We start from the raw sequence: 22,052 nt of genomic DNA, 5'->3' as shown, positions 1-22,052 counted from the left end.
GGGGGGGGGGGTGGGGGGGGGGGGGGGGGGGGGGGGGGGGGGGGGGGGGGGGGGGGGGGGGGGGGGGGGGGGGGGGGGGGGGGCCCGCGCCCCCCCCCCCCCCCCCCTCCCCTCCCCTGCCGGTGTTTCAGGACTGCCGGTGTTTCAGGACCAGGCCGCGACCACTTCGTCCGCTGTCGTGATCGCCGCCAGGTAACGCAAGGTGTGGCGGAGCATGCTCTCGCCGTGCTCGACGGGAGTACCGGCGACGGCGTCACGGGCGATGACGACCTGGAACCCCTCGTCCGCCAACTCGGCGGTGGCGACCGGTATGGCGACGTTCAGCGAGACGCCGGCGAGCAGCACCGAGGTGACGCCGATGTTGCGCAGCAGGGCGAAGAGTTCCGTGTTGTGGGTGGGTGACATACCCGTGTGGCGGGGCAGGACGAGGTCGCCGGGTTCGACGCCGATCTCGTCGACGACCTGCCCGCCGTCGTGCCCCGCCGTCCAGGTTTCGGTCTGCGTACTGGTCCTGGCCATCAGCGGAGCGTTGCGGTTGGACGACCTGTTGCCGAGCGCCGGCACATAGGTCAGGTGCACCACCGGCACACCCGCCTTCCGTGCCGCACGCGCGAGCCGGGCGATCACCGGAAGCACCGGGGCCGCGGCCAGGGCCAGTTCGGGGAGCATCGTGCTCGGACCGACTGTTCCGTTCTGGCATTCGGAGAGGACGAGAACGGTGTGAGCGGGGTCGAGGTCAAAGCTGGGCCGTGGCATGGTGACGCCTCCTGCGCTGTCGGCCTGCGGTCATGGTGCTGGGCATCACGTCGTCTCCGTCGCGGACCCGGCGACGGCCCGCAGTACGACGACCGCTGTCTCCGCGACGGTCATACACTGCCGACGAGTTCGAGGATCGTCGCGTTGGCCTGGCCGCCGCCCTCGCACATGGTCTGCAGGCCGTAGCGGATGCCGTTGTCGCGCATGTGGTGCACGAGGTTGGTCATCAACCGTGCCCCGCTGCCGCCGAGCGGATGTCCGATCGCGATCGCGCCGCCGTTGGGGTTCAGGGTCTTGGGGTCGGCGCCGATCTCAGCGAGCCATGCCAGCGGTACGGAGGCGAAGGCCTCGTTCACCTCGAACGCGCCGATGTCGGAAGGACTCAGGCCGCTGCGCTCAAGTGCCTTGCGGGTGGCGGGAATCGGCGCCGTGAGCATGATCACGGGATCGTCGGCCGCCACGACGGCCGTGTGCACGCGGGCGATGGGTGTGAGCCCGAGCTGCCGGGCCTTCTCACTCGTCGTCATCAACAGCCCCGCGGAGCCGTCGCTGATCTGGGAGCTGTTGCCCGCGTGGATCACCCCGTCCGGCTTGAAGGCGGGCTTGAGACCGGCCAGCTTCTCCAGCGTGCTGCCACGGCGGACCCCCTCGTCGGTGTCGACGACGGTCCCGTCGGCCAGGGTGACCGGTGCGATCTGCGCGGCGAAACGCCCGTCGTCCTGCGCCGCCGCGGCCTTCTCGTGGGAGGCGAGCGAGAACTCGTCGAGGCGGGTACGCGAGAGCCCCCAGCGTTCGGCCATCGTCTCGGCGCCGATGCCCTGGTGGGGCGCCACTCCCCCGAACCGGGTCTCCAGCGCGGAGCCGAACGGATTGGCGTCCCCGAGCACTGTGTTCATCGGCACCCGGCTCATCGACTCCACGCCGCCGGCCACCACCACGTCGTACTGTCCGCTGATCAGGCCCGCCGCCGCGAAGTGCACCGACTGCTGCGAGGAACCGCACTGCCGGTCGACGGTCGTGCCCGGTACGCTCAGCGGCCAGCCGGCGGCGAGCACCGCGTTGCGCGCGATGTCGAAGGTCTGCTCACCTGCCTGTGCCACGCACCCCCAGATCACGTCGTCCACGACGGACGGATCGATGCCCGAGCGCTCGGCGAGCGCGTGGAGCACCCGCGCGGACAGATCAACGGGGTGCACCCCGGACAGCGCGCCGTTGCGCTTGCCCACCGGGGTCCGTACGGCTTCCACGACGACCGCGTCACGCATCGATCTCTCCTTGGTCCGGGTTTCCTGTGAGCCCTGCAACGTGCACCTGCCTCGCGAGGTGCACCTGCCTTACGACCTGCGCCTGCCCTGCGACCTGCGCTTGCCTTACGACGCGCACCTGATGGGCGTGCTTCACGCTCCGGTCCATCGCGGCTCCCGCTTCTCCGCGAACGCCGTCGCGCCCTCCTTGGCGTCCGCACTGGCGAACACCGGAGCCACGGCCCCGGCGATCTCGGCCCGGGTCGCCCCACGGGCCTGAGCCAGCATCAGCTCCTTCGTGGTGCGCAGCGCCAGTGGCCCGTTGCGTGCGATGGCGCCGGCCAGGGCGAGGGCCTCGGGCAGCACCCGGTCCCCGGGCACCACACGGTTGACCAGTCCCAGCTCCTGTGCGCGCCGGGCGTCGAACGTGTCTCCGGTGAGCCCCAGTTCCAGCGCGAGCGCCAGCGGTATCCGGGCCGGAAGATTCGTCCCACCGCCCGCCGCGACCAGGCCCCGTTTGACCTCCGGAAGGCCGAATCTGGCGTGGCCGGCGGCCACGGCCAGGTCGCAGGCGAGCACGAGCTCGAAGCCGCCCGCCACGGCTGTCCCGTTGACGGCGGCGATGAGCGGCTTCGGGTACACCCGCTCGGTGAACACCTCAAGGCCAGGCCGGGACTCGTCGATGATCTTGCCGCCCGCGGCGAAGGCGCGCAGGTCCATGCCCGCGCAGAACGCCCGGTCGCCCGCACCGGTCAGCACGACGGCCCGTACCTCGTCGTCCCGCTCGGCCGCCACCAGGGCTTCGCCGATGCCCGCCATCGTCTCGGCGTCCAGGGCGTTGCGGGCCTCGGGCCGGTTGATCGTCACCACGGTCACGGCGTCGTGCCGGTCGACCACTACGGTCATTTCCGAACTCCCTCGGAGGATTGCTGGGCGGTCTCAGGTGCGGATCAGGACATCGGCGACCCGCTGCTGAGGCTCCCTGGTGAAGACGCCTCGGCGCACCGGCTCTCCCACCTCTCCCACGAACACTGAATGAGTTAGATGATTTAGAAGTCTAAGCGCTTGGCGCGGCTCGGCGCCAGCAAGTCGACACGATCGCCCGTCAAATCAATCAGTTCAATCTTTTCACTCGGGAGTATTGAAGTCTCCTGTTGGAGAATCCTATTCTCCAACCATGGCCAACGAACGAACTGCCGCACGGCCGGGCGTTGACATACCCCGGCTCAGCCAGTGGCTCGACCGCCACAACCTCCCGGGCGGGGACGGAGATCTGGAGATCGAGCTGATCTCCGGCGGCTCCCAGAACCTGCTCTACGGCCTCCGCAGTGGTGACGCGAGACTCGTCCTGCGCGCCGCTCCCCGGCACGCCACGCCCCAGCAGGCGCAGAGCATGATGCGCGAGTACCGCCTGGTGCGCGCGCTCGCCGACACCGACGTGCCGCACGCCCGCGCCCATGCCGCGACCGACGACCCGTCGGTGCTGGGCAGCCCGTTCTACGTGATGGATCACATCGACGGATGGTCGCCGACCCAGGGCTGGGCGGCGCCCTTCGACACCGAGCCCGCGGCGCGCGCGGGCCTCGCCGTGCAGTTGGTGGACGGCATCGCCCGGCTCTCGCGCGTGGACTGGCAGGCCCGCAACCTCCAGGGGTTCGGCCGCCCCGACGGCTTCCACGACCGACAGGTCGACCGGTGGCTCTCGTTCCTGGCCGCCTACCGGTTCCGGGAACTGCCCGGTCTGGACGCGGCGGCCGAGTGGCTGCGCGGGCACCGGCCTCGTACCTACCGGCCCGGCATCATGCACGGGGACTATCAGTTCGCCAACGTGATGTACGCGCACGGCACACCGGCCCGGCTGGCCGCCATCGTGGACTGGGAGATGGCCACCGTCGGCGATCCGCTCCTCGACCTCGGCTGGGCGCTGATCGCCTGGCCGCCGGAGGGCGACGACATGCACCACTCCCGCTACCTGGACCTCGCCGGTATGCCGCCCCGCGACGGCCTCCTGGAGCACTACGCGTCGGTGAGCGGACGCCCCGTGGACGACATCGACTACTACGTCGTCCTGGCCCGCTTCAAGCTCGCCATCGTTCTGGAGAAGACCGTTGCCAGGGGGAAGGCGAGCACGACAGGGGCGGCCGACCCGTACGCCACGGCGTTCGACGGGATCGTGCTGGAACTGCTCCGCAAGGCCGCCGAACTCTCCCGCAGTACGAGCCTGAAATGAGTGGAGGAGACATGACACAGGAGTCGGCAGGACCCAGGGAACCTGGGAGTTCCGGCCCATCGTCCGATCTCTTCGGCCTCACCGGCAAGGTGGCACTCGTCACGGGCGGCAGCCGTGGCCTGGGCCGGGAGATGGTGCTGGCCTTCGCCGAGGCGGGCGCCGATGTCGTCATCACCAGCCGACGCCTCGACGCCTGCCGGGCACTCGCCCGTGAGGTGACCGAGCGGACCGGCCGGGCCGCGCTCGCGTACGGCTGCCACCTGGGCCACTGGGACGAACTCGACGGGCTGGTCGAGGCCGCGTACCAGCGCTTCGGCAAGGTGGACGTCCTGGTGAACAACGCCGGGATGTCGGTGCCGTACGGCCGGCCCACCGATGTCACCGAGAAGATGTGGGACAGCGTCGTAAACCTGAATCTCAAGGGCCCGTTCCGGCTGACCTCTCTGATCGGGAGCCGGATGGCCGAGCGGGGCGGCGGGTCGATCATCAATGTGAGCAGCACCGGCTCCATCCGTCCGACGCCCGGCATCCTGCCGTACGCGGCCGCGAAGTCCGGTCTCAACGCGCTCACCGAGGGCTTCGCCCGGGCGTTCGGTCCGACCGTGCGCGTCAACTGCCTGATGGCGGGCCCGTTCTTCACCGACGTCAGCAAGGCCTGGGACATGCCGGCCGTCGAGGAGACCCTTCAGCAGCACGCCCTGCGGCGCGGCGGACGGCCCGAGGAGATCGTCGGCGCGGCCCTGTTCCTGGCCAGTGACGCCTCCAGCTACACCACGGGCGCGATGCTGCGTGCCGACGGCGGCATTCCCTGACCAAAGACCGATGACCGACCCGATGACCGACCCGATGACCGACCGATCCCTGACCGAATCACGGAGGAACAACCCATGGCATGGGACTTCAGTACCGAGACCGAGTTCCAGGACAAGCTCGACTGGGCCGGGACGTTCGTCCGCGAGGAGGTCGAACCCCTCGATCTCGTGTGGCCCTCGCCCCTCAACTACCAGCCCCTCACCCCGGAGCGGCGCAAGGTCGTCGATCCGCTCAAGCAGGCCGTACGCGATCACGAGCTGTGGGCCTGCCACCTCGGCCCGGAGCTCGGGGGCAAGGGGTACGGGCAGGTCAAGCTGGCACTGCTGAACGAGATCCTGGGTCGCTCCTCCTGGGCGCCGATCATCTTCGGCACGCAGGCCCCGGACACCGGGAACGCGGAGATCCTCGCCCACTTCGGCACGGACGAGCAGCGCAGGCGCTATCTGGACCCGCTCCTGAACGGCGAGATCTTCTCCTGCTTCTCCATGACCGAGCCCCAAGGCGGCGCCGATCCCGGAGAGTTCACCACCCGCGCGGTGCGGGACGGGGACGACTGGGTCATCGACGGCTGGAAGTTCTTCTCGTCCAACGCCCGCTGGGCCGAGTTCCTGATCGTGATGGCCATCACGGACCCGGACGCCGGCCCGTATCGCGGGATGTCCATGTTCCTGCTGCCGCGCGACACCCCCGGTGTACGCATCGTGCGCAACGTCGGACTCATGGGCGAGCCGGACGGGGACGGATCCCACGCGCTCATCCACTACGACAACGTCCGCATTCCCGCCGACAGTCTGCTCGGCCCCGAGGGCGGGGCGTTCACCGTCGCCCAGGTACGGCTCGGAGGGGGCCGGGTGCACCATGCGATGCGCACGGTCGGAGTGGCTCAGCGCGCACTCGACATGCTGTGCGAACGCGCGCTGAGCCGGCACACCAAGGGTTCCGTACTGGCCGACAAGCAGAAGGTGCAGGAGTACGTCGCCGACTCCTACGCCCAGCTGGCCCAGTTCAGGCTGTTCGTGCTCAACGTCGCCTGGCAGATCGACCGTTACCAGGACTACAAGAAGGTGCGCAGGGACATCGCGGCCATCAAGGCACTCACACCGACCGTCCTCCACGACATCGTGCAACGGACCATCCAGGTGCACGGCGCGCTCGGCGTCTCCAACGAACTGCCGCTCGCTGACTGGTGGGTGACGGCACCCGTGTTGGGACTGGCGGACGGGCCGACCGAAGTGCACAAGGTCACCGTCGCCCGCGAGGTGCTGAAGGGCCACCGGCCCAGTGACTCCGCCTGGCCCTCCGAGCACATCCCCACGCGCCTCGCAAAGGCCAGGACCAAGTTGGGAACCGAGTAGCCCCCGACCTCTCGTAGTCGGCTCCCGGCAGCCATCCTGGTGGCGGCCCGCGAGGTGTCCGAACACCATCGCGGGCTCGAGGGAGCCGCCCGGCCACCGTAGGTCAGGCCGAAGGACGAGGCCATCACGTTCACCGCGGCGTACAGCCCCTCGGCGGATCGGGCGTCCTTCCTCTCCCCTTCCTCCTCCTTCAGCTGCTGATCCGGCCGATCAGTGTGCCGACCGCGTAGGTCTCCTCGGGCTTGCCGATGATTTCGAGGGTGCCCGACGCCGGGGACTCGATCTCGGTCTCCGTCTTGTCGGTGGCCAGGATGTACAGCACCTGCCCCTCCGCCACGGTGTCGCCGGAGGCCACCAACCACTCGGTGATCTCGCCCTCCGTCATCGTCACACCGAGCTGGGGGATCTGCAGTTCGTGACTCATGTGCTCCGCTTTCTGGTTCTCAGGTCTCCGGCACCGGTCTCCGGGACCTCTTGGCCGGTCCTGCCTGGGACTCGGCTCTGCCTAGGACTTGGTCAGGCGCCGGACCGCGGCCTCGATGCGGACCGGGCTGGGAAGGAAGGCGTCCTCCAGCGACTTCGCGTACGGCACCGGGGTGTCCGGCGCGGTGACGCGGAGCACCGGTCCGGCCAGTTCGCCGAACAGCTCCTCCTGGATGGTCGCCGCCAGCTCGGCACCGAAGCCGTTGCGGCGTACCGCCTCGTGCACGACCACCGCCCGCTTCGTCCTGGCGACCGACCCGAGTACGGCGTCGGTGTCCAGGGGGTTGAGGGTGCGCAGATCCACGACCTCGACGTCGATGCCGTCGGCCGCGAGTGTCTCGGCGACCGTCAGGCAGTCACCGACCTGGCGCCCATAGGTGAGCAGCGTGACGTCCGAGCCGGCGCGGGCGATCCGGGCCTTGCCGAGCGGAACACGGTAGTCCCCCTCGGGGACCTCTCCCTTGCCGGCGAAGTACAGCTGGCTCATCTCGACGAACACGCACGGGTCGTCGTCGAAGATGCACGACAACAACAGGCCCTTCGCGTCTGCAGGATTGCTGGGGACGACCACCTTCAGACCTGCGGAGTGCACCAGTTGGGCCTCCAGCATGTCCGAATGCTGGGCGCCGAACCCGCCGCCCGTCCCGGTCGCGGTGCGCACGGTGAGCGGCACCGGGGTGCGGCCGCCGGACATGTAACGCAACTTGGCGGCATGGTTGATGAGTTGGTCCGCGCAGACGTGCACGAAGTTCATCAGCATGATCTCGGCGACCGGGCGCATCCCGGAGATCGCCGCGCCGACCGCCGCACCCATGATGGCCTGCTCCGAGATCGGCGTGTGGCGGACCCGGGCGGTGCCGTACTTGTAGCCCAGGCCCTTGTGGACGCCGAACCCTCCGCCATTGGGTTCCTGGATGTCCTCGCCGAGGAGGAAGACCGACGGGTCGGCGGCGAGCGCGATGTCCAGCGCCTCGTTGAGGGCCTGGACCTGCCCCATCGTGCGGGTTCCCGGCGCTTTCGCCTTGAGCTGAGTGTCCGTCATCAGGCTGCCACCTCTGGGGCGTGTACGTCCGTCGTGAGTTCGGCGGGGTCGGGGAAATCGGCGGCCAGTGCGTACGCGGCAGCATCCGCGACCTCTGCGGCGGTCTGCTCCTCGATGTCCGTCAGCTCCGCCTCGGTCGCCATCCCTTCGGCGATGAGCCGGGCCCGGAAGCGCGGCACCGGGTCGGCCGCTATCGCCTCTTTCAGGAGCTCCTTGGGCATGTACTTCTGCTGGTCGCCCATCAGGTGCCCGTTGAAGCGGAAGGTGTTGGCCTCCAGGAGAGTGGGGCCCTCCCCCCGCCGGGCCCGGTCCACGGCGCGTCCCGCGGCCTGCCACATGGCGACCGGGTCGTTGCCGTCCACGCTTTCGCCGGGCATGCCGTAGGCGGCGGCGCGGTCGGCGATGCGTGCCACCGAGGTGCCCTCGCTCAGCGGGGTGTACTCGGCGAACTGGTTGTTCTGACAGACGAAGATCACCGGCAGCTTCCATACGGAGGCCAGGTTGAGCGCCTCGTGGAAGGCCCCGATGTTCGACGCGCCGTCGCCGAAGTTCGTCACCGCCACCTGGTCGGTGCCGCGCATCTGAGCCGACAGCGCGAGCCCGTTGGCGATCGGGATGCCGGAGCCCACCACACCGGTGGTCACCATGAGCCCGTGCTCGGGCGAGGTGACGTGCATGGGCCCGCCCTTGCCCTTACAGCTGCCGGCCGCCTTGCCCAGGTACTCGGCCCACAGGTCGCGCAGCGGTACTCCCTTGGCGATCTGGTCGTGCAGACCGCGGTAGATGGTGACGACGTAGTCGTCGGGGCGCAGGTGCTGGGCCACGGACACGGCCGCGAACTCCTGGCCGCGCGGCGAGTAGTACATCCCGCCGATCTGCCCCGCCTTCATCAGCGAGAGGTACTTCTCGTCGAAGAGCTTGATGCGGGTGGCGGTGGCGAAGAGTTCGAGCAGAACCTTCGCGTCCGGTTCGACGGCCGGCTCGGTAACCTGCGCGGTCATGCGGTGGTCTCCTTCTCCTGTGCCCCGGACCCGGAACGAGCCACGCCCGCCGCGTGCTCGCCGGCGCGTCGTCCGGAGAAGACGGCGTCGGCCAGGGAGAGGCCCGACACATAGCTGTTGCTGCAGATCCCGACCGCGGCGCGCCCGGCGGCGTACAGGCCGGGGATGGCCTCTCCGCTCTCACGGACGGCTCCACCGGTCCCCTCGTCCACGACGAGTCCGCCGAGGGTGATGAAGGGGAGCGGGTAGAAGGTCCGTGAGGCGTCCTGCGAGATGTTCACGGCGTAGTACGGCCCCTGGCCGAGCGAGTGCCGGAACTCGTCGTTCTTGCCGTACGCGTCGGGCTCGCCCGCGGCGAGGGCGGCATCGTGCTCTCCGGCCGTCCTGATCAGCCCTGCGGGATCGATCTTGCACGCACGGGCCAGCTTCTCCAGGGTGTTCGCCTTGTGATGGCCGAACGGGCTGAAGATGTAGGCGAGTTGGGGAACCTGGAAGAATGCCGACTGAGTACGCCTCTGTCCCTGCGCCTTGCTCCAGGTGGCGGCGTCGGCGATGATGAAGCCGCGACCGCCGTGCTCCTCCATCATCGGCTTGGTCATCGTCGCGCCGTAGAGCTGCTCATTGGCGAAGCGCTGTCCCGCCTCGTTCACCACGATGCCTTCCATGAAGGCCGACGGCGGGCAGATGAAGCGCCATCCCGATATGGAGTCCATCCGGCCGGTGGCCGCTTCGACCTGGGCTCCGAGCTTCACCGCGGAGCCGTTCTCACCGCCCGGGCCGAGGGCGTTCAGGCCGGAGTACTGCGGCGCGTGCTTGCTCATCAGCTCCTTGTCGAAGCCGAACCCGCCGGTGGCGAGGACGACTCCGCCGCGGGCCCGGGCGCGGTGGACCCGGCTGCGGCGGCGCTGGACCGCGTCGGAGAGCTTGCTCAGCCTGCTGCCGACCGGCCGGTAGTAGATCATCATCTTCCCGGCCGTCTTGGCGAGCTTCTCGTGCCAGCCCCCCGGCTCCCGGCCCTGTTCAGGGGCCGCGAACTCGACTCCCACGACGGTGCCGTCCTCGACGATCAGACGGCGTACGTCCGCCAGCGGGCGGACGGTGACGCCCTTGCGGAGCGCCGATTCGCGCAGCCGGGCGTAGAAGACGGCGCCCGTGAAGTTCTTGGCGTGGACCCGGTGGCCACGCGCCGCGGGCCGGGCCACCGCGGCAGCTTGCGAGGTCAGTTCGTTGCCCGAGTAGTAGAGGTAGTGGCGGTTGGTGGGATACGACGTCTTGTAGTCGCAGAGGCTGCCGTCGAACTCCAGGCCCTGTGCGCGCAGCCAGTCGATCATCTGCGGGCTGCCCTCGGCGAACGTCCGCAGGGTCTCGTCCGAGACGACGCCCTGGGTCTCCTGCTTCAGATACGCGAGCATCCCCTCCGGTGAGTCCAGGACCCCGGCGGACTGCTGGACGTCGGTGCCTCCACCGGCGTAGACGACGCCGCCGGAGTGGGCGGTGGAGCCGCCGCCGTACGAGCGTTCCAGAACGAGTACGGACGCTCCCGCATCCGCGGCCGCGATGGCGGCGCAGGCGCCCGCGCCGCCGAAGCCGACGACGATCACGTCGTAGGTCTCGTCCGCGGGCACTCTGGTGTGCTGATGTGCCATGAGTGTGGTTCCTAGCTACTGGTTCGGCGGCGGCTGCCGCCCAACGGACTTACCGGGAGTTCTCGTTCACCGGCTGCTGGACCTCCGGGGAGCCGTCGTCCGTCGGCTTGACGCCTTTCTTCTCGACCGTGACCTCACCGGTCACGGTCAGTCGGCAGGCCAGCCGGATGTCGCGGACGGAGCCCCGGCGGCGCTGCGCCAACTGCCGTAGCACGCCCCGCTCTTCGGGCCCTGGCGGGTCGGTCGCGAGGTGTCCGTCGGTCACCCGGAGCGCGCAGGCGGTGCAACGGGCCTGGCCGTAGCAGATGGTGGGCCAGGTCAGGCCCGCCCGGAGCGCCGCCTGGAAGACGGTTTCGCCGGCCCGCGGCGAGAGTTCGATCCCTCCGGGTTCGACCCGTACGCGCGCCACCACGTCAGTCCCTGCTGAGGTAGCGGTCGATGGTGCGATGGTTGTTGATGATCATCGCCTCGTACGGTCCGGACATCATGAGGTCGTCGACGCCGAAACCGCGCACGCCCTTCTGCTGGCCGATGACGTTCCGGAAGTCCTCCTGGAAGATCTGCGGCCATTCCTCGACCGGGATGGGGCCTTCCAGGACGGGGCGTTCGGGCTCGCCCGCGTCGGCGCCGGGGATCTGCACGGCCCAGACCTCGAAGATGCAGCTCTCCGGGTCGTCGCCGTTCGGCCGGGACCGGTAGATGATGTTGGTGCCGTAGCCCGGCAGGAACGTCAGGTTCGGGAAGATGTGACCGTACCCGGTGGTGTCCGTGACGGGCGGCGGCAGCGGGATGCCCGCCCCTTGCGCGTACTCGTACAGCGCTTCGAAGAACTTGGCGGGGAATTCGTCGTCCGGGATGTCCTTGTCCAGCAGCCCCTGCTGGATGAACATCTCCCGCTCGGTGACGAACGCGTCGGTGCCGAAGTACAGGGCGTTGTTGTACTGGATGAAGTACTCCGCCTTGGTCATCCCCTTGACCGGCAGGTCCCCGGTCGTCGGGTGGCGCATGTGGGCGTGGCCGTCGTCGAAGCACTCGAAGTCGCCGGCGAACGCGTCGAGGTCGTAGTCGTCGTCGGCCGCCCCCATGGAGAGTGAGGGGTGCGCCTGCATGACGTGATAGGCCTCCAGGAAGGCCTCCTGCGCCATCTTCCAGTTGCAGGGCAGGATCACGTGCCGCCACCAGCGCACCCGCATGCGATCGAAGGCGATCGGGTCCAGCACCTTGGCGATGCCGTCGAGGTACTGCTCCAGCGGCGGCGCTTCGGCGTCCATGTTGACGAAGACCATGCCGCCCCAGGTGCCGACCTGGACCTCGCGCAACCGCAGGTTGTCCTTGTCCAGACAGGCCGGTGTGAACCCGCGCCGGGAGGCGTAGACGTAGGTGTTCTCTCCGTCGAGATCCCAGCGCCAGCCGTGGTAAGGGCAGACAATCTGACGCCCATGGAAGGTTCCGGCGCCGTTCCCCAGGGCTGTGGCACGGTGCCGGCAGGCGTTGTAGTACGCCTTGATGCGGGAGTCCGACTCCCGGACGACGAGGATGGACTGGTCGTTGATCTCGTACTCGATGTAGTCCCCGGTCTCGGGGAGGTCCTCAAGCCGACAGGCGACCTGCCAGACGTGCGACCACAGCTTGTCTTTCTCCAGCTGGGCGAAGTCGGTCGAGTAGTAGCGCTGGGCGGGGACCCGCTTCGGGTCGGTGATCGCGTAGGGATGCGAAGCCAGGGCTTCCAGGTCAGGTGTGAGTGACACGTCGCTACCTCCTTTGGCGCAACGTAAATAATTGATCAGTTATTTAATTTAGGCAATCTGACACCCCTGGTCAATAGTCGCGCGTCAGGTGCTTCCCCCAGTCCATGCCGACCGCGGTGGCGGGGCGGATCCAGGGGACCGGGTCAGCGACGGTGCGGGAGCGGATCCCGGACCGTGTCAGCCGCGGTGCGGGAGCAGCGTGCCGCTGGTGAGCAGGCCTTCCACCTGGCGGATGGCTGCGGCATGGCGCGCTCGGGGTACGGTCGCCCCGAGGCGGGTGAGGCCCCAGGTCAGCGAGATGAGCGTGTCGGCGATCGCCTGCCGTTCCGCGTCGGCGGGAAGCTCGCCGCGCCGGATCGCGTCGGCGACGAGCCGCGTGTAGATCCTCTCCTCGGTGCGCAACCGACTGTCGATGACCGCCTGGAACTCCGGGATCCGCGCGGACTCCAGGTGAACGGCCTCGCTCAGCCGCGCGGCCGCCGGGTGGTCCCGGGTGCAGACCAGCGACTCCTCCAGCAGGGAGACAAAGCGCTCCTGAAGGGTCCCAGGGACCTGCGTCGCCCTCTCCAGTCGGCCCATGATGTCCTGGACCAGCTCGTCGAGAATGACGCTCACGAGCTCCTGCTTGGTGGGGAAGTACCGGTAGATGGCCGCACTCGTCAGACCGGCGCGCTCGGCGATGGACTTCATGGTCGCGTTGCCGTAACCCACCTCGGCCACGTGTTCCGTCGCCGCGGCCATGATGCGGCGCCGCGTCTGCTCGCCGTCCACGCCCGCGGGACGCCCTCGCCGGGCCGCCTGTGCCATCCCGTACACCCTCCCGACTTCTCCGCTCGCCGGGACATCGTCCCATGACGCCGCACTTCATCGCCCTACGGCCGGGCTCAGTCCGAGAGCTCGCCGTGGACCACCCGCCCCCGGCACGGCGCCATGCGGACGAGACCGACCTCCGGGTCTTCGCAGGCCACACCAGGGCGCACGCGGCGGGCAGAGACCGGCGACGTCGCCCGGCCTGACGGCGGGGCGGGCGAAGTATCCGGTCAGGGCTGCCGACGCGGGGACCCGCTCCCCTGGTCCGAGCATCCGGCCTGCGGGTGTACGGCGGTCGTGTGCAGCCCGGCCCGCGGCCACGGGTCCGCACTACCGTGCCGTCCTCACGCTCCGGTGTGGCGTCGTGGAGGGCGGTCACGCCGTATGAGGCGTAGAGGCTCCCCACAGCACCCAGGTTCGGTGCAGTTGAGAGTCCCCTCTGTCGGCGCAACCAGGAGTCCAGCCGCCGGAGCCGACCCGTCGTCCGTTGATCTATTGAACTGGTTAGATCAGTGATATTTTGCAATCCCCGTGCAGTGCCTTCGGAACCCTCTCACGCAGGAACGGAAACGGCGGACAACGATGGACACCGCGCTGCCATGGCTGAGCCCGAAGGACCTGGTCGAGGGCGCCGCAGCTCCACTGGACCTGTCCCCGGACGGACGTCCGGTGGCTCCGCTGGCCTTCGTGGACCTGGATCGGTACGGCGGGGCCGATACCCTCGTGACCGCCGCTGCGGCGGCAGCCGGTGCGGCGCAACGGGTACTCGTCGGGGTCGGCCACGCAGCGGTGTCCCCCTTCCTGTCTCCTCTGCTCGACGCGTTGGCCGTCACTTTGGTGCCGCGTCGGGAGGAGGGCAAGCAGAGGAACCGGGTCGGAGTGGACGATCCGTCGGCGACCGCCGCTGCCGTCGCCGCGTACGTACAGGCCTCGCCTCGCGCGGCGCTGACACTGGTCGGCCTGCTCCGGCTGACCGAGCGCCTTCCCGTACCGGACGGACTGGTCGCGGAGTCGCTGGCGTATTCGATGCTGCTGGCCGGCCCGGAGTTCGCAGGCTGGCAGCCCCGCAGGCCGCGCAGGCCCGACGCGGACAGCGTGGACCTCGGCGGCGCGGAGCCGGTCCTGCTCTCCCGGGAGGGCTCGGTCCTCCGTATCGAGCTCAACCGCCCGCGACGGCACAACGCCTTCAGCCGGGAGGTCCGTGACGGACTCGTCGAAGCACTCGATCTGGTGTGCCTCGACCCGACCATCACTCAGGTCGAACTGGCCGGCCGCGGCCCCTCGTACTGCAGCGGCGGCGACCTCGACGAATTCGGTACGGCTCCGGATGTGGCCGCCGCGCACCTGATCCGGCTGCGGCAGAGCGCCGGCCACGCCGTGCACCGCTGCGCCGAGCGCGTCCGGGTGAAGGTACACGGTGCCTGCATCGGCGCGGGTATCGAGATCCCCGCGTTCGCGGGCCGGGTGGCGGCCCGAAACGACGCGTACTTCCAACTTCCCGAACTGCGCATGGGATTGATTCCCGGAGCCGGCGGCACGGTCAGCGTCACCCGGCGTATCGGCCGGTGGCGTACCGCGTATCTCGTATTGAGTGGCGCACCGGTCGACGCGTCCACCGCACTGCGGTGGGGACTGGTCGACTCCTGTGTTGATCACTGATGCCCCAGCTCTCCCGCCGGACGGAAGCTCTCCCGCCGGACGGACCGGCGGCACGGCACGCGGCATGGCTGCTCGCGGTGCTCGACATGGCCGTGCCGGCGTGCCGGGGCGTCCCGGCGCCCGAGTTTCCGCCGAGCGGGGCTCAGCCGGACTGGGCGGCGTCCGCGGGCGATGGCGCTGACCGGCCGGCACGACGGGCGGCCGCTCGCCGCCCCGGATACGCGGCGAGCGCGGTCCGGGGTGCGCTCGCGGTGTTCGGTGCGCAGAGCGGTGGTCACACCCTGGCCGGGGCCGGGCTTCCGGGAGAACGCGCGGCCCTCATGGCGCTGACACGGCGGGGACCGTGGTCGGCCGGCGGGGCGTTCCAGGTGCTGCGGGCGCGGGACGGCTGGGCCCGGGGTCTCCCTGGCACGGCCGACGGACGCGATCTGGTGCCGGCGCTCATGGAGAACACCGTCGAGAAGGTGAACTCCTGGGCGGCACTTACCACTTGGGTGCGCGGGGCAGCAGGCTGCCGTGGTGGCCCGCCGACTTCCCGGCAGTCCTGTCTCCGGCAGGCGATCGGACAGCAGTCCCCGGCCAGGTCATCAGAAGGGACGCCTCGGTCGGGGGATCAGAAGGGAAGCCCTCGGATGACGATCCGTGCCGCCTGCCGCAGCATCTCGTCGAGTTCGGGACCGTCCTCACCCGGCTCACGCCACGCGTACTCCCGCAGCGCCAGATGCAGTGCGGAGAGCAGCATCCCGGCCTGCACACGTGCCTCCATGTCGGCTACCGGCTTATTGGCGCGCGCCGCCAAAGCATCCGCCACCACGGGCAGCGCGTCGAAGGTCTTGCGCATCCATACGGACTGCAGCCCGGGTTCGGTACGGGTGAGCCGCATCAGGTCCAGGACGACTCGCAGCGTGTCGGGGTCGCTGTCCGCCAGCCAGAGGTCATCGTCGTCGAGCGCCTCGATCAGCGGACGGCCGACGGGCCAGTCGCCCAGCCGCCGGCTCAGCCGCTCCGCGCCGGAGGCCAGCAGCGGAGCGACGCAGTCCTCCTTCGACGGGAAGTACCGCCACAGTGTTCTGGTCGAAATGCCGACCGCTTCGGCGATCTCGCCCGCCGAGGTTCCCTCGACGCCCTGGGCGGTGAACAGCTCAACCGCGGCCTTCGCGATCTCCAGCCGGGCGGCCGCCTTGCGCCGTTCCGAGAGCGGCGGGCGGCCCATGCGCGACTCGCCGCCCAGTCCCTGCGGCTTCCGCCGTGGCTGCAACTGCGCCGCCTCCATGGTTCTCCCGTCCTCGCCAGGCCGCGGTCCCGTCCGCGTCACCAAGGTCAGCGTATCCGCAGCGGCCGATCGTGCTGTCGTAGCGACGTCAGCCGCCCCGCGGCCTCGTGTGCCGGGCCCGTGATGGGGGATGTGCCCGCCGGTCCCACAGACCGCACGCCGCCGGGGTCCCGGGGAAACCGGAGCAGGCCCGGCACCCGGTGGTGTTTCGGAGTGTTCAGCTTCCGGTCGCGACGACGCCGGCCATCGCCTCGCCACCCCTGGCGAGCGGCGTGCCCCCTCCTGCACCGCCGCCCCCTCCTGCACCGCCGCCGCGCTCTTGCCGCGGCCGCTCAGCAGCTGGGCCGCGATGCGACTTTTTGTCACGCTGCGCCATTTCTGGCGCGATGCGCCATGAACTAAGGTGGGGAAAGCGGTGCGCTCAGAGCGACGAGGTGCGGGGACGAGCCAGGGGGAGCCGATCCGACCGGGAACGTGGGACCACACGCGCGCCTGGGCAGCCGCTCGGCCCGCGGAGCTTGCCGGACGGCATGCGCCCGAGCCGCGAGCGAGGCCCTTCACTAGGCTCACCTGCGAGGGAGAGGACTGGCATGAGCGCGCAGGCGGCAGGCAAGGGGCGGGCACGAAGCCCTCGCGGGCAGGGCGAACAACTGCGCAGGGAGATCCTGCGTGCGGTGGGGCGGCTGCTCGACGAGTGGGGCGGCGTGGAGAAGCTCACCATGCGCGCCGTGGCACGCGAGGTGGGTGTGGCCGCCCCGAGCATCTACCTGCACTTCTCCGACAAGGCGGAGCTCGTGTGGGCCGCCCTGGAGGACAAGTACGAGGATCTGGCGGCACGCATGCGCGCGGCCGACACGCATGCGACCGACTCGGGAGCCGACGCCCGTGGGGGGCTCCGCGCCCAGGCGCACGCCTACTGCCGGTTCGCCAGCGAATACCCCGGCCATTACCGGCTGATGTACGAGGTGCGCCAGCCGTCCGTCCCGACGGCCCGCCTCCACCGGCACCCCTCCCGGCATGTCTCGCTCTCCCTGCGCGAGGCCTTCGCCCGGTGCCGAGAGGCCGGATACCCGCTGGCGATGCCCGATGAGCAGGCGGCGCAGACGCTCTGGGCGGGACTGCACGGTTTCATCGCGCTCCAGCACGCCCTGTCCCTGTCGAGCAGCGCCCAGGCGCAGGAGCCGCTGGAGCCCCTGGCCGACGGTCTCGTCGACGCCCTGATTCCCGCGGAGCCCTCCCACGGGGCGCAACCGCCGGCGGCCGACACCGAAGCGGCGCGGCGCATCCGGGCCATCCTGGCAGGACAGGGCGATTCGGCTTCGCCAGAGGCGAGTTGACGCAACAGCTGTCATAACACCGTGCTCCGCGGGGTGCCACGCGGCGGTGTGCGGCGGGCCGGACGGCGCACACGCCGTCCGGCCCGCCGCACACGTGGGAACGTCAGCGCATCATCAGGGTTCCGCCATCCACGGGGAAGACCTGACCGGTCATGAATCGCGACCCCTCACCAGCCAGGAACGCCAGGACGGGAACCAGGTCCCTCTCGACGTCGCCGAGCTTGCCGCCGAGCGGCACGGCCTTGGCCATCTGGGCGTCATGCTCAGCGAGTTGCCCGGCGTTCATCGAGGCACGGGTCTTGTCGTACATGGGCGTCCAGATGGCCGGCGCGATGGCATTGACGGTAATGCCGTACGGAGCCCATTCCACGGCCGCGGACCGCGTCCAGGCGACCACGGCCCCCTTGGAGGCGGCGTAGGCGGCCTTGCCCGGGTACCCCTGAACACCGGCGGCAGAGGCGAAGTTGATGATCCGGCCGCCCCGCTCCTTGAGGTGGCCGAAGGCCGCCTGGTTGGCGAGGAAGGTACCAGTGGCGTTGACATCGACGACCTTGCGCCACGTGTCGAGGGTGATCTCCTCGGCGCGGCCACCCGGGGCTATGCCCGCCGCGTGAATCAGCACATCCAGCCCGCCCAGGTGTTCCACGGCGTCGGCGAAGGCACGCTCGGCCGATGCCTGCTCGGAGACATCACAGGAGACGAAGTGCGCGCCGGCCTCCTTGGCGATCTCCGCCCCCTTGTCCGCGGACAGATCGAGCGAGACAACCTTCGCCCCCAGCCCCGGGAAGGCTCGCACGATGCCTTCCCCCATACCGCTGGCGCCGCCGGTGACGACGACCCGTCGCCCGTCAAGTTCCTTGGTCATGCCATGCCTCCTTGCACCCGACATCCTTCGGAACCCGGACGGCACCGCAGGACGGGGACCGCCCTGCATGTCCAGGTCCCCCGAAACCCACTTTACGTCACACTGCGCCATTTAGTCGGGTGTCGCTTCGGAGCATGGCGAACAGGACGCGCCTGACGCGCGCGGCATAGCCGGACCGGGCCGGGAGTTCTCCACCTTGAGCGAGCTCTCACCCCTGATCACCATTGGTGATCCTTCCCGACAGAGGCCGCCTCTCACGCCGGACGGGACACGCCAGGTCTTACACGAAACCCAGGACAGCCCTGCCGGGCGGGCGGCCCACTCGCCTCAGCCGGCGGCGACAGACGGCCCGCGCCACCGTCCTCGATCAGCCACATGAGAGATTCCGCCATTCCTCCGCGTCGGGCGCTCGGCCCACCGGGGCGAGCACCCGCGTGGTCGGTGCCGCTCACCTCGTGACCGGATCCGCGACTCAGTTTCATTCCGAGTACTTTGTTGGTACGTCCTGACATACCTGTTGACATCCCCGCGGAGACGGCTTCATAGTCTCTCCAACTAGAGCGCGCTACTAAAGCGCTCCAGTCGCTGACCAGACGGTCCACACCTACGACCGCCGAAGAGAACCCGCCGCCACGCACGGCACATACACGCCACTCGGGCACCGCGTCGCCACTCGGTGATCGTGCATCGGCCGCCGACGCCGGACGCGCTTTTGCCCGCCACAGCTCCACCCCGACAAGCACAGCGAGGTGCAAGGGACATGCACAGAAACCACCGAGCCGCAGTACTCACCGCCACCGTCCTCGCCGGGACCCTGCTCGCCGCCGGCTGTTCCAGCAGCTCGGGCGGGAAGAAGTCCGAGGAAGGAGGTGCGGACGCCTCGGCGGGCAAGGCCACCACCGCGCGTATGACGGTGGCCATGGTCACCCACGCCTCCCCCGGTGACACCTTCTGGGACCTGGTCCGCAAGGGCGCCCAGGCGGCTGCCGCCAAGGACAACATCAAGCTCGTCTACTCGTCCGACCCCAGCGCCGGCAACCAGGCCAACCTGGTGCAGAACGCCATCGACCAGAAGGTCGACGGCATCGCCCTCACCGCTGCCAAGCCCGACGCCATGAAGGACGTCGTGGCCAAGGCAAAGGCGGCCGGCATCCCGGTCGTCGGCTTCAACTCCGGTGTGAGCGACTGGAAGAAGCTCGGCATGCTGGAGTACTTCGGCCAGGACGAGAACATCGCCGGCCAGGCCTTCGGTCAGCGCCTGAACCAGCTCGGCGCCAAGCACGCCCTCTGCGTCATCCAGGAGCAGGGGCAGGTCGCCCTGGAGGCCCGCTGCGCCGGTCTGAAGAAGGGCTTCAGCGGCAAGACGGACATCCTCTACGTCAACGGCACGGACATGCCGTCGGTGAAGTCGACGGTCACCGCCAAGCTCACGCAGGACAAGTCCATCGACCAGGTGGTCACCCTCGGCGCCCCGATCGCGCTGACGGCGATCCAGTCGTTGTCCGATGCCGGCAGCAAGGCCAAGCTCGCCACCTTCGACCTCAACCAGGACCTGGTGAAGGCCGTCCAGGACGGCAAGGTCGAGTTCGCGGTCGACCAGCAACCGTATCTGCAGGGCTACTTGGCGGTGGACTCGCTGTGGCTCTACAAGAACAACGGCAACTTCAGCGGCGGCGGCACCGCACCCGTCCTCACCGGACCGGCCTTCATCGACAAGACCAACGTCGACACGGTGGCGAAGTTCGCCGCGAAGGGCACCCGGTGATGAGCGTGACCCAGCATGCCGAGCCGGCGGTGACCACACCGCCGGCCCCCGGCCCGAAGACGACCGACGGCCGGACTTCTGAACGACCCCCGGTTCTACGGCTGTTGGCGCGTCCCGAGGTGGGCGTGTTCCTCGGCGCCGCCGCGGTCTACGTGTTCTTCCTGATCTCGGCGCCGCCGGTGCGCGAGGCCGGCTCCATGGCGAACATCCTCTACGGTTCGTCGACCATCGGCATCATGGCGCTGCCGGTCGCCCTGCTGATGATCGGCGGGGAGTTCGACCTCTCCGCCGGTGTCGCGGTCATCACCTCGGCGTTGACCGCGGCGATGCTCAGCTACCAGCTGACGATGAACGTGTGGGTGGGTGTTGTCGCCGCCCTGGTCGTGTCGCTCGGGATCGGGTTCCTGAACGGCTGGCTGGTGGTCAGGACGGGGCTGCCGAGCTTCCTGGTCACCCTGGGCAGTTTCCTGATCCTGCAGGGCGTCAACCTGGCGGTCACCAAGCTGGTCACCGGCAACGTGGCGACCGATGACATCAGCACCATGGACGGCTTCGACCAGGCCAAGAAGGTCTTCGCGTCGTCGTTCGACATCGGCGGCGTCCAGGTGAAGATCACGATCTTCTGGTGGCTGCTCTTCGCCGCCATCGCGACCTGGGTCCTGCTGCGCACCAAGTACGGCAACTGGGTCTTCGCGGTCGGCGGCAACAAGGACTCCGCGCGGGCCGTCGGCGTGCCCGTGGCGTTCACGAAGATCTCGCTGTTCATGCTGGTCGGGTTCGGTGCCTGGTTCATCGGCATGCACCAGCTGTTCTCCTTCAACACGGTGCAGTCCGGTGAAGGGGTGGGCCAGGAGCTGATCTACATCTCTGCGGCGGTGATCGGCGGGTGTCTGCTGACCGGCGGCGCGGGCTCGGCGATCGGCCCGGTCTTCGGTGCCTTCATGTTCGGCATGGTGCAGCAGGGCATCGTCTACGCCGGCTGGAACCCCGACTGGTTCAAGGCGTTCCTCGGCGTGATGCTGCTCGGCGCCGTCCTCATCAATCTGTGGGTGCAGCGCACCGCGACCCGGAGGTGACCTCCATGACAAGCAACGGAACCGGCACCCACGGCGCGATCCTCATCGACACCGCGCCCGAGGGCGACGACCACCCCCTCGTCCAGCTCCGCAACGCGGGCAAGGCCTACGGCAACATCCGCGCCCTGCACGGCGTGGACCTCGCGGTCCGCCCCGGCCAGGTCACCTGTGTGCTGGGTGACAACGGCGCCGGCAAATCGACCCTGATCAAAATCATTTCCGGCCTGCACCAGCACACCGAGGGCGAGTTCCTCGTCGACGGCGAGCCGGTGCACTTCACCACGCCGCGCCAGGCGTTGGACAAGGGCATCGCGACCGTTTACCAGGATCTGGCCGTCGTGCCGTTGATGCCGGTGTGGCGCAACTTCTTCCTCGGCTCGGAGATGACCAAGGGCCCCTGGCCGGTGCGCCGTCTCGACATCGAGAAGATGAAGCAGACCGCGGACGAAGAGCTGCGCAACATGGGCATCGTCCTGGACAACCTGGACCAGCCCATCGGCACCCTCTCCGGCGGCCAGCGCCAGTGCGTGGCCATCGCCCGGGCTGTGTACTTCGGGGCGCGGGTGCTGATCCTGGACGAGCCGACCGCCGCGCTGGGTGTCAAGCAGTCCGGTGTCGTCCTCAAGTACGTGGCCGCCGCCCGCGAACGCGGTCTGGGGGTCATCTTCATCACCCACAACCCGCACCACGCCTACATGGTCGGCGACCACTTCAGCGTGCTGCGCCTGGGCACCCTGGAACTCTCCGCCGAGCGCAGCGAGATCACCCTCGAAGAGCTCACCAACCACATGGCCGGCGGCACCGAACTCGCCGCACTCAAGCACGAGTTGTCCCAGGTCCGCGGCGTCGACGTCGAAGAACTCCCCGAGGCGACGGACCTCACGGTCCGGTAGTGGGCATGTCCCGAAAGGGCATCCTCGCTACGGCGAACGCTTCAGCTGTCCGCATC

20 protein-coding genes are annotated in these 22,052 nt (G+C 69.3%); 8 read left to right on the top strand and 12 right to left on the bottom strand.

Annotated elements, in window-relative coordinates:
- Positions 1–144: 144 nt before the first annotated feature.
- The 3 genes from ACGFZQ_RS45735 to ACGFZQ_RS45725 all read right to left on the bottom strand — a co-directional run bounded on the left by ACGFZQ_RS45735 (position 145) and on the right by ACGFZQ_RS45725 (position 2,906).
- Positions 145–756 carry an isochorismatase family protein gene (locus ACGFZQ_RS45735; protein WP_393845474.1) on the bottom strand — a complete coding sequence of 204 codons (612 nt, stop codon included), beginning with the start codon at positions 754–756 and terminating at the stop codon, positions 145–147.
- Positions 757–866: 110 nt separating this feature from the next.
- Positions 867–2,021 (bottom strand): thiolase family protein, encoded by a 1,155-nt coding sequence (locus ACGFZQ_RS45730; RefSeq protein WP_393845473.1) that lies wholly within the window; start codon positions 2,019–2,021, stop codon positions 867–869.
- 132 nt (positions 2,022–2,153) lie between these two features.
- Positions 2,154–2,906, bottom strand: coding sequence for an enoyl-CoA hydratase-related protein (locus ACGFZQ_RS45725; RefSeq protein ID WP_393845472.1), 753 nt, complete (start codon positions 2,904–2,906; stop codon positions 2,154–2,156).
- A gap of 271 nt (positions 2,907–3,177) precedes the next feature.
- Between ACGFZQ_RS45725 and ACGFZQ_RS45720 the strand changes: the two genes are divergently transcribed.
- The 3 genes from ACGFZQ_RS45720 to ACGFZQ_RS45710 all read left to right on the top strand — a co-directional run bounded on the left by ACGFZQ_RS45720 (position 3,178) and on the right by ACGFZQ_RS45710 (position 6,398).
- Complete coding sequence (locus ACGFZQ_RS45720) at positions 3,178–4,230, top strand: phosphotransferase family protein (protein ID WP_393845471.1); 1,053 nt, start codon at positions 3,178–3,180, stop codon at positions 4,228–4,230.
- Between the two features lie 11 nt (positions 4,231–4,241).
- A complete protein-coding gene (locus tag ACGFZQ_RS45715; protein WP_393845470.1) occupies positions 4,242–5,042 on the top strand; it encodes an SDR family NAD(P)-dependent oxidoreductase in 801 nt (266 codons plus the stop codon).
- A 75-nt stretch (positions 5,043–5,117) separates the two neighbouring features.
- Positions 5,118–6,398, top strand: coding sequence for an acyl-CoA dehydrogenase family protein (locus ACGFZQ_RS45710; protein ID WP_393845469.1), 1,281 nt, complete (start codon positions 5,118–5,120; stop codon positions 6,396–6,398).
- A 190-nt stretch (positions 6,399–6,588) separates the two neighbouring features.
- On the opposite strand, the gene ACGFZQ_RS45705 is transcribed toward ACGFZQ_RS45710, so the two are convergent.
- The 7 genes from ACGFZQ_RS45705 to ACGFZQ_RS45675 all read right to left on the bottom strand — a co-directional run bounded on the left by ACGFZQ_RS45705 (position 6,589) and on the right by ACGFZQ_RS45675 (position 13,125).
- The gene (locus tag ACGFZQ_RS45705) at positions 6,589–6,822 is read right to left on the bottom strand and encodes a biotin/lipoyl-containing protein (protein ID WP_393845468.1); all 234 of its coding nucleotides are present in this window, start codon (positions 6,820–6,822) and stop codon (positions 6,589–6,591) included.
- Between the two features lie 81 nt (positions 6,823–6,903).
- Positions 6,904–7,923: an alpha-ketoacid dehydrogenase subunit beta gene (locus ACGFZQ_RS45700; protein ID WP_393845467.1), complete on the bottom strand. Its 1,020-nt coding sequence runs from the start codon at positions 7,921–7,923 to the stop codon at positions 6,904–6,906.
- Positions 7,923–8,924 (bottom strand): thiamine pyrophosphate-dependent dehydrogenase E1 component subunit alpha, encoded by a 1,002-nt coding sequence (locus ACGFZQ_RS45695; protein ID WP_393845466.1) that lies wholly within the window; start codon positions 8,922–8,924, stop codon positions 7,923–7,925. Before ACGFZQ_RS45695 ends, ACGFZQ_RS45700 begins: the two co-directional genes overlap by 1 nt.
- Positions 8,921–10,570 (bottom strand): FAD-binding protein, encoded by a 1,650-nt coding sequence (locus ACGFZQ_RS45690; RefSeq protein ID WP_393845465.1) that lies wholly within the window; start codon positions 10,568–10,570, stop codon positions 8,921–8,923. The genes ACGFZQ_RS45695 and ACGFZQ_RS45690 overlap by 4 nt, the downstream gene beginning before the upstream one ends.
- Positions 10,571–10,619: 49 nt before the next feature.
- Positions 10,620–10,979, bottom strand: coding sequence for a 2Fe-2S iron-sulfur cluster-binding protein (locus ACGFZQ_RS45685; protein WP_393845464.1), 360 nt, complete (start codon positions 10,977–10,979; stop codon positions 10,620–10,622).
- Positions 10,980–10,983: 4 nt separating this feature from the next.
- Complete coding sequence (locus tag ACGFZQ_RS45680; protein ID WP_393845463.1) at positions 10,984–12,318, bottom strand: SRPBCC family protein; 1,335 nt, start codon at positions 12,316–12,318, stop codon at positions 10,984–10,986.
- Between the two features lie 177 nt (positions 12,319–12,495).
- Complete coding sequence (locus tag ACGFZQ_RS45675) at positions 12,496–13,125, bottom strand: TetR/AcrR family transcriptional regulator (RefSeq protein ID WP_393845462.1); 630 nt, start codon at positions 13,123–13,125, stop codon at positions 12,496–12,498.
- A 585-nt stretch (positions 13,126–13,710) separates the two neighbouring features.
- On the opposite strand from ACGFZQ_RS45675, the gene ACGFZQ_RS45670 reads away from it, so the two are divergent.
- Positions 13,711–14,787 carry an enoyl-CoA hydratase/isomerase family protein gene (locus tag ACGFZQ_RS45670; RefSeq protein ID WP_393845461.1) on the top strand — a complete coding sequence of 359 codons (1,077 nt, stop codon included), beginning with the start codon at positions 13,711–13,713 and terminating at the stop codon, positions 14,785–14,787.
- A 613-nt stretch (positions 14,788–15,400) separates the two neighbouring features.
- On the opposite strand, the gene ACGFZQ_RS45665 is transcribed toward ACGFZQ_RS45670, so the two are convergent.
- Complete coding sequence (locus ACGFZQ_RS45665; protein WP_393845460.1) at positions 15,401–16,060, bottom strand: TetR/AcrR family transcriptional regulator; 660 nt, start codon at positions 16,058–16,060, stop codon at positions 15,401–15,403.
- A 590-nt stretch (positions 16,061–16,650) separates the two neighbouring features.
- On the opposite strand from ACGFZQ_RS45665, the gene ACGFZQ_RS45660 reads away from it, so the two are divergent.
- Entirely contained in the window at positions 16,651–17,397 is a 747-nt protein-coding gene (locus ACGFZQ_RS45660; RefSeq protein ID WP_393845459.1) for a TetR/AcrR family transcriptional regulator, read from the top strand.
- Between the two features lie 103 nt (positions 17,398–17,500).
- Here ACGFZQ_RS45660 and ACGFZQ_RS45655 read toward each other — a convergent pair whose 3' ends face one another.
- Positions 17,501–18,262: an SDR family NAD(P)-dependent oxidoreductase gene (locus tag ACGFZQ_RS45655; RefSeq protein ID WP_393845458.1), complete on the bottom strand. Its 762-nt coding sequence runs from the start codon at positions 18,260–18,262 to the stop codon at positions 17,501–17,503.
- Positions 18,263–19,022: 760 nt separating this feature from the next.
- Between ACGFZQ_RS45655 and ACGFZQ_RS45650 the strand changes: the two genes are divergently transcribed.
- Genes ACGFZQ_RS45650 through ACGFZQ_RS45640 form a run of 3 tightly spaced genes read left to right on the top strand, consistent with a single transcriptional unit; the run spans position 19,023 to position 21,996 of the window.
- Positions 19,023–20,027, top strand: coding sequence for a sugar ABC transporter substrate-binding protein (locus ACGFZQ_RS45650; RefSeq protein WP_393845457.1), 1,005 nt, complete (start codon positions 19,023–19,025; stop codon positions 20,025–20,027).
- Positions 20,027–21,103 (top strand): ABC transporter permease, encoded by a 1,077-nt coding sequence (locus ACGFZQ_RS45645; protein WP_393845456.1) that lies wholly within the window; start codon positions 20,027–20,029, stop codon positions 21,101–21,103. The genes ACGFZQ_RS45650 and ACGFZQ_RS45645 overlap by 1 nt, the downstream gene beginning before the upstream one ends.
- A gap of 5 nt (positions 21,104–21,108) precedes the next feature.
- The gene (locus tag ACGFZQ_RS45640) at positions 21,109–21,996 is read left to right on the top strand and encodes an ATP-binding cassette domain-containing protein (RefSeq protein WP_393845455.1); all 888 of its coding nucleotides are present in this window, start codon (positions 21,109–21,111) and stop codon (positions 21,994–21,996) included.
- Positions 21,997–22,052: the final 56 nt, after the last annotated feature.

This window comes from Streptomyces sp. NPDC048254 (genome assembly GCF_043201895.1).
Classification (GTDB): Bacteria; Actinomycetota; Actinomycetes; order Streptomycetales; family Streptomycetaceae; genus Streptomyces.
The sequence above is the reverse complement of the archived record's forward strand: the minus strand, read 5'-3'. Positions and strand labels throughout refer to the sequence as shown.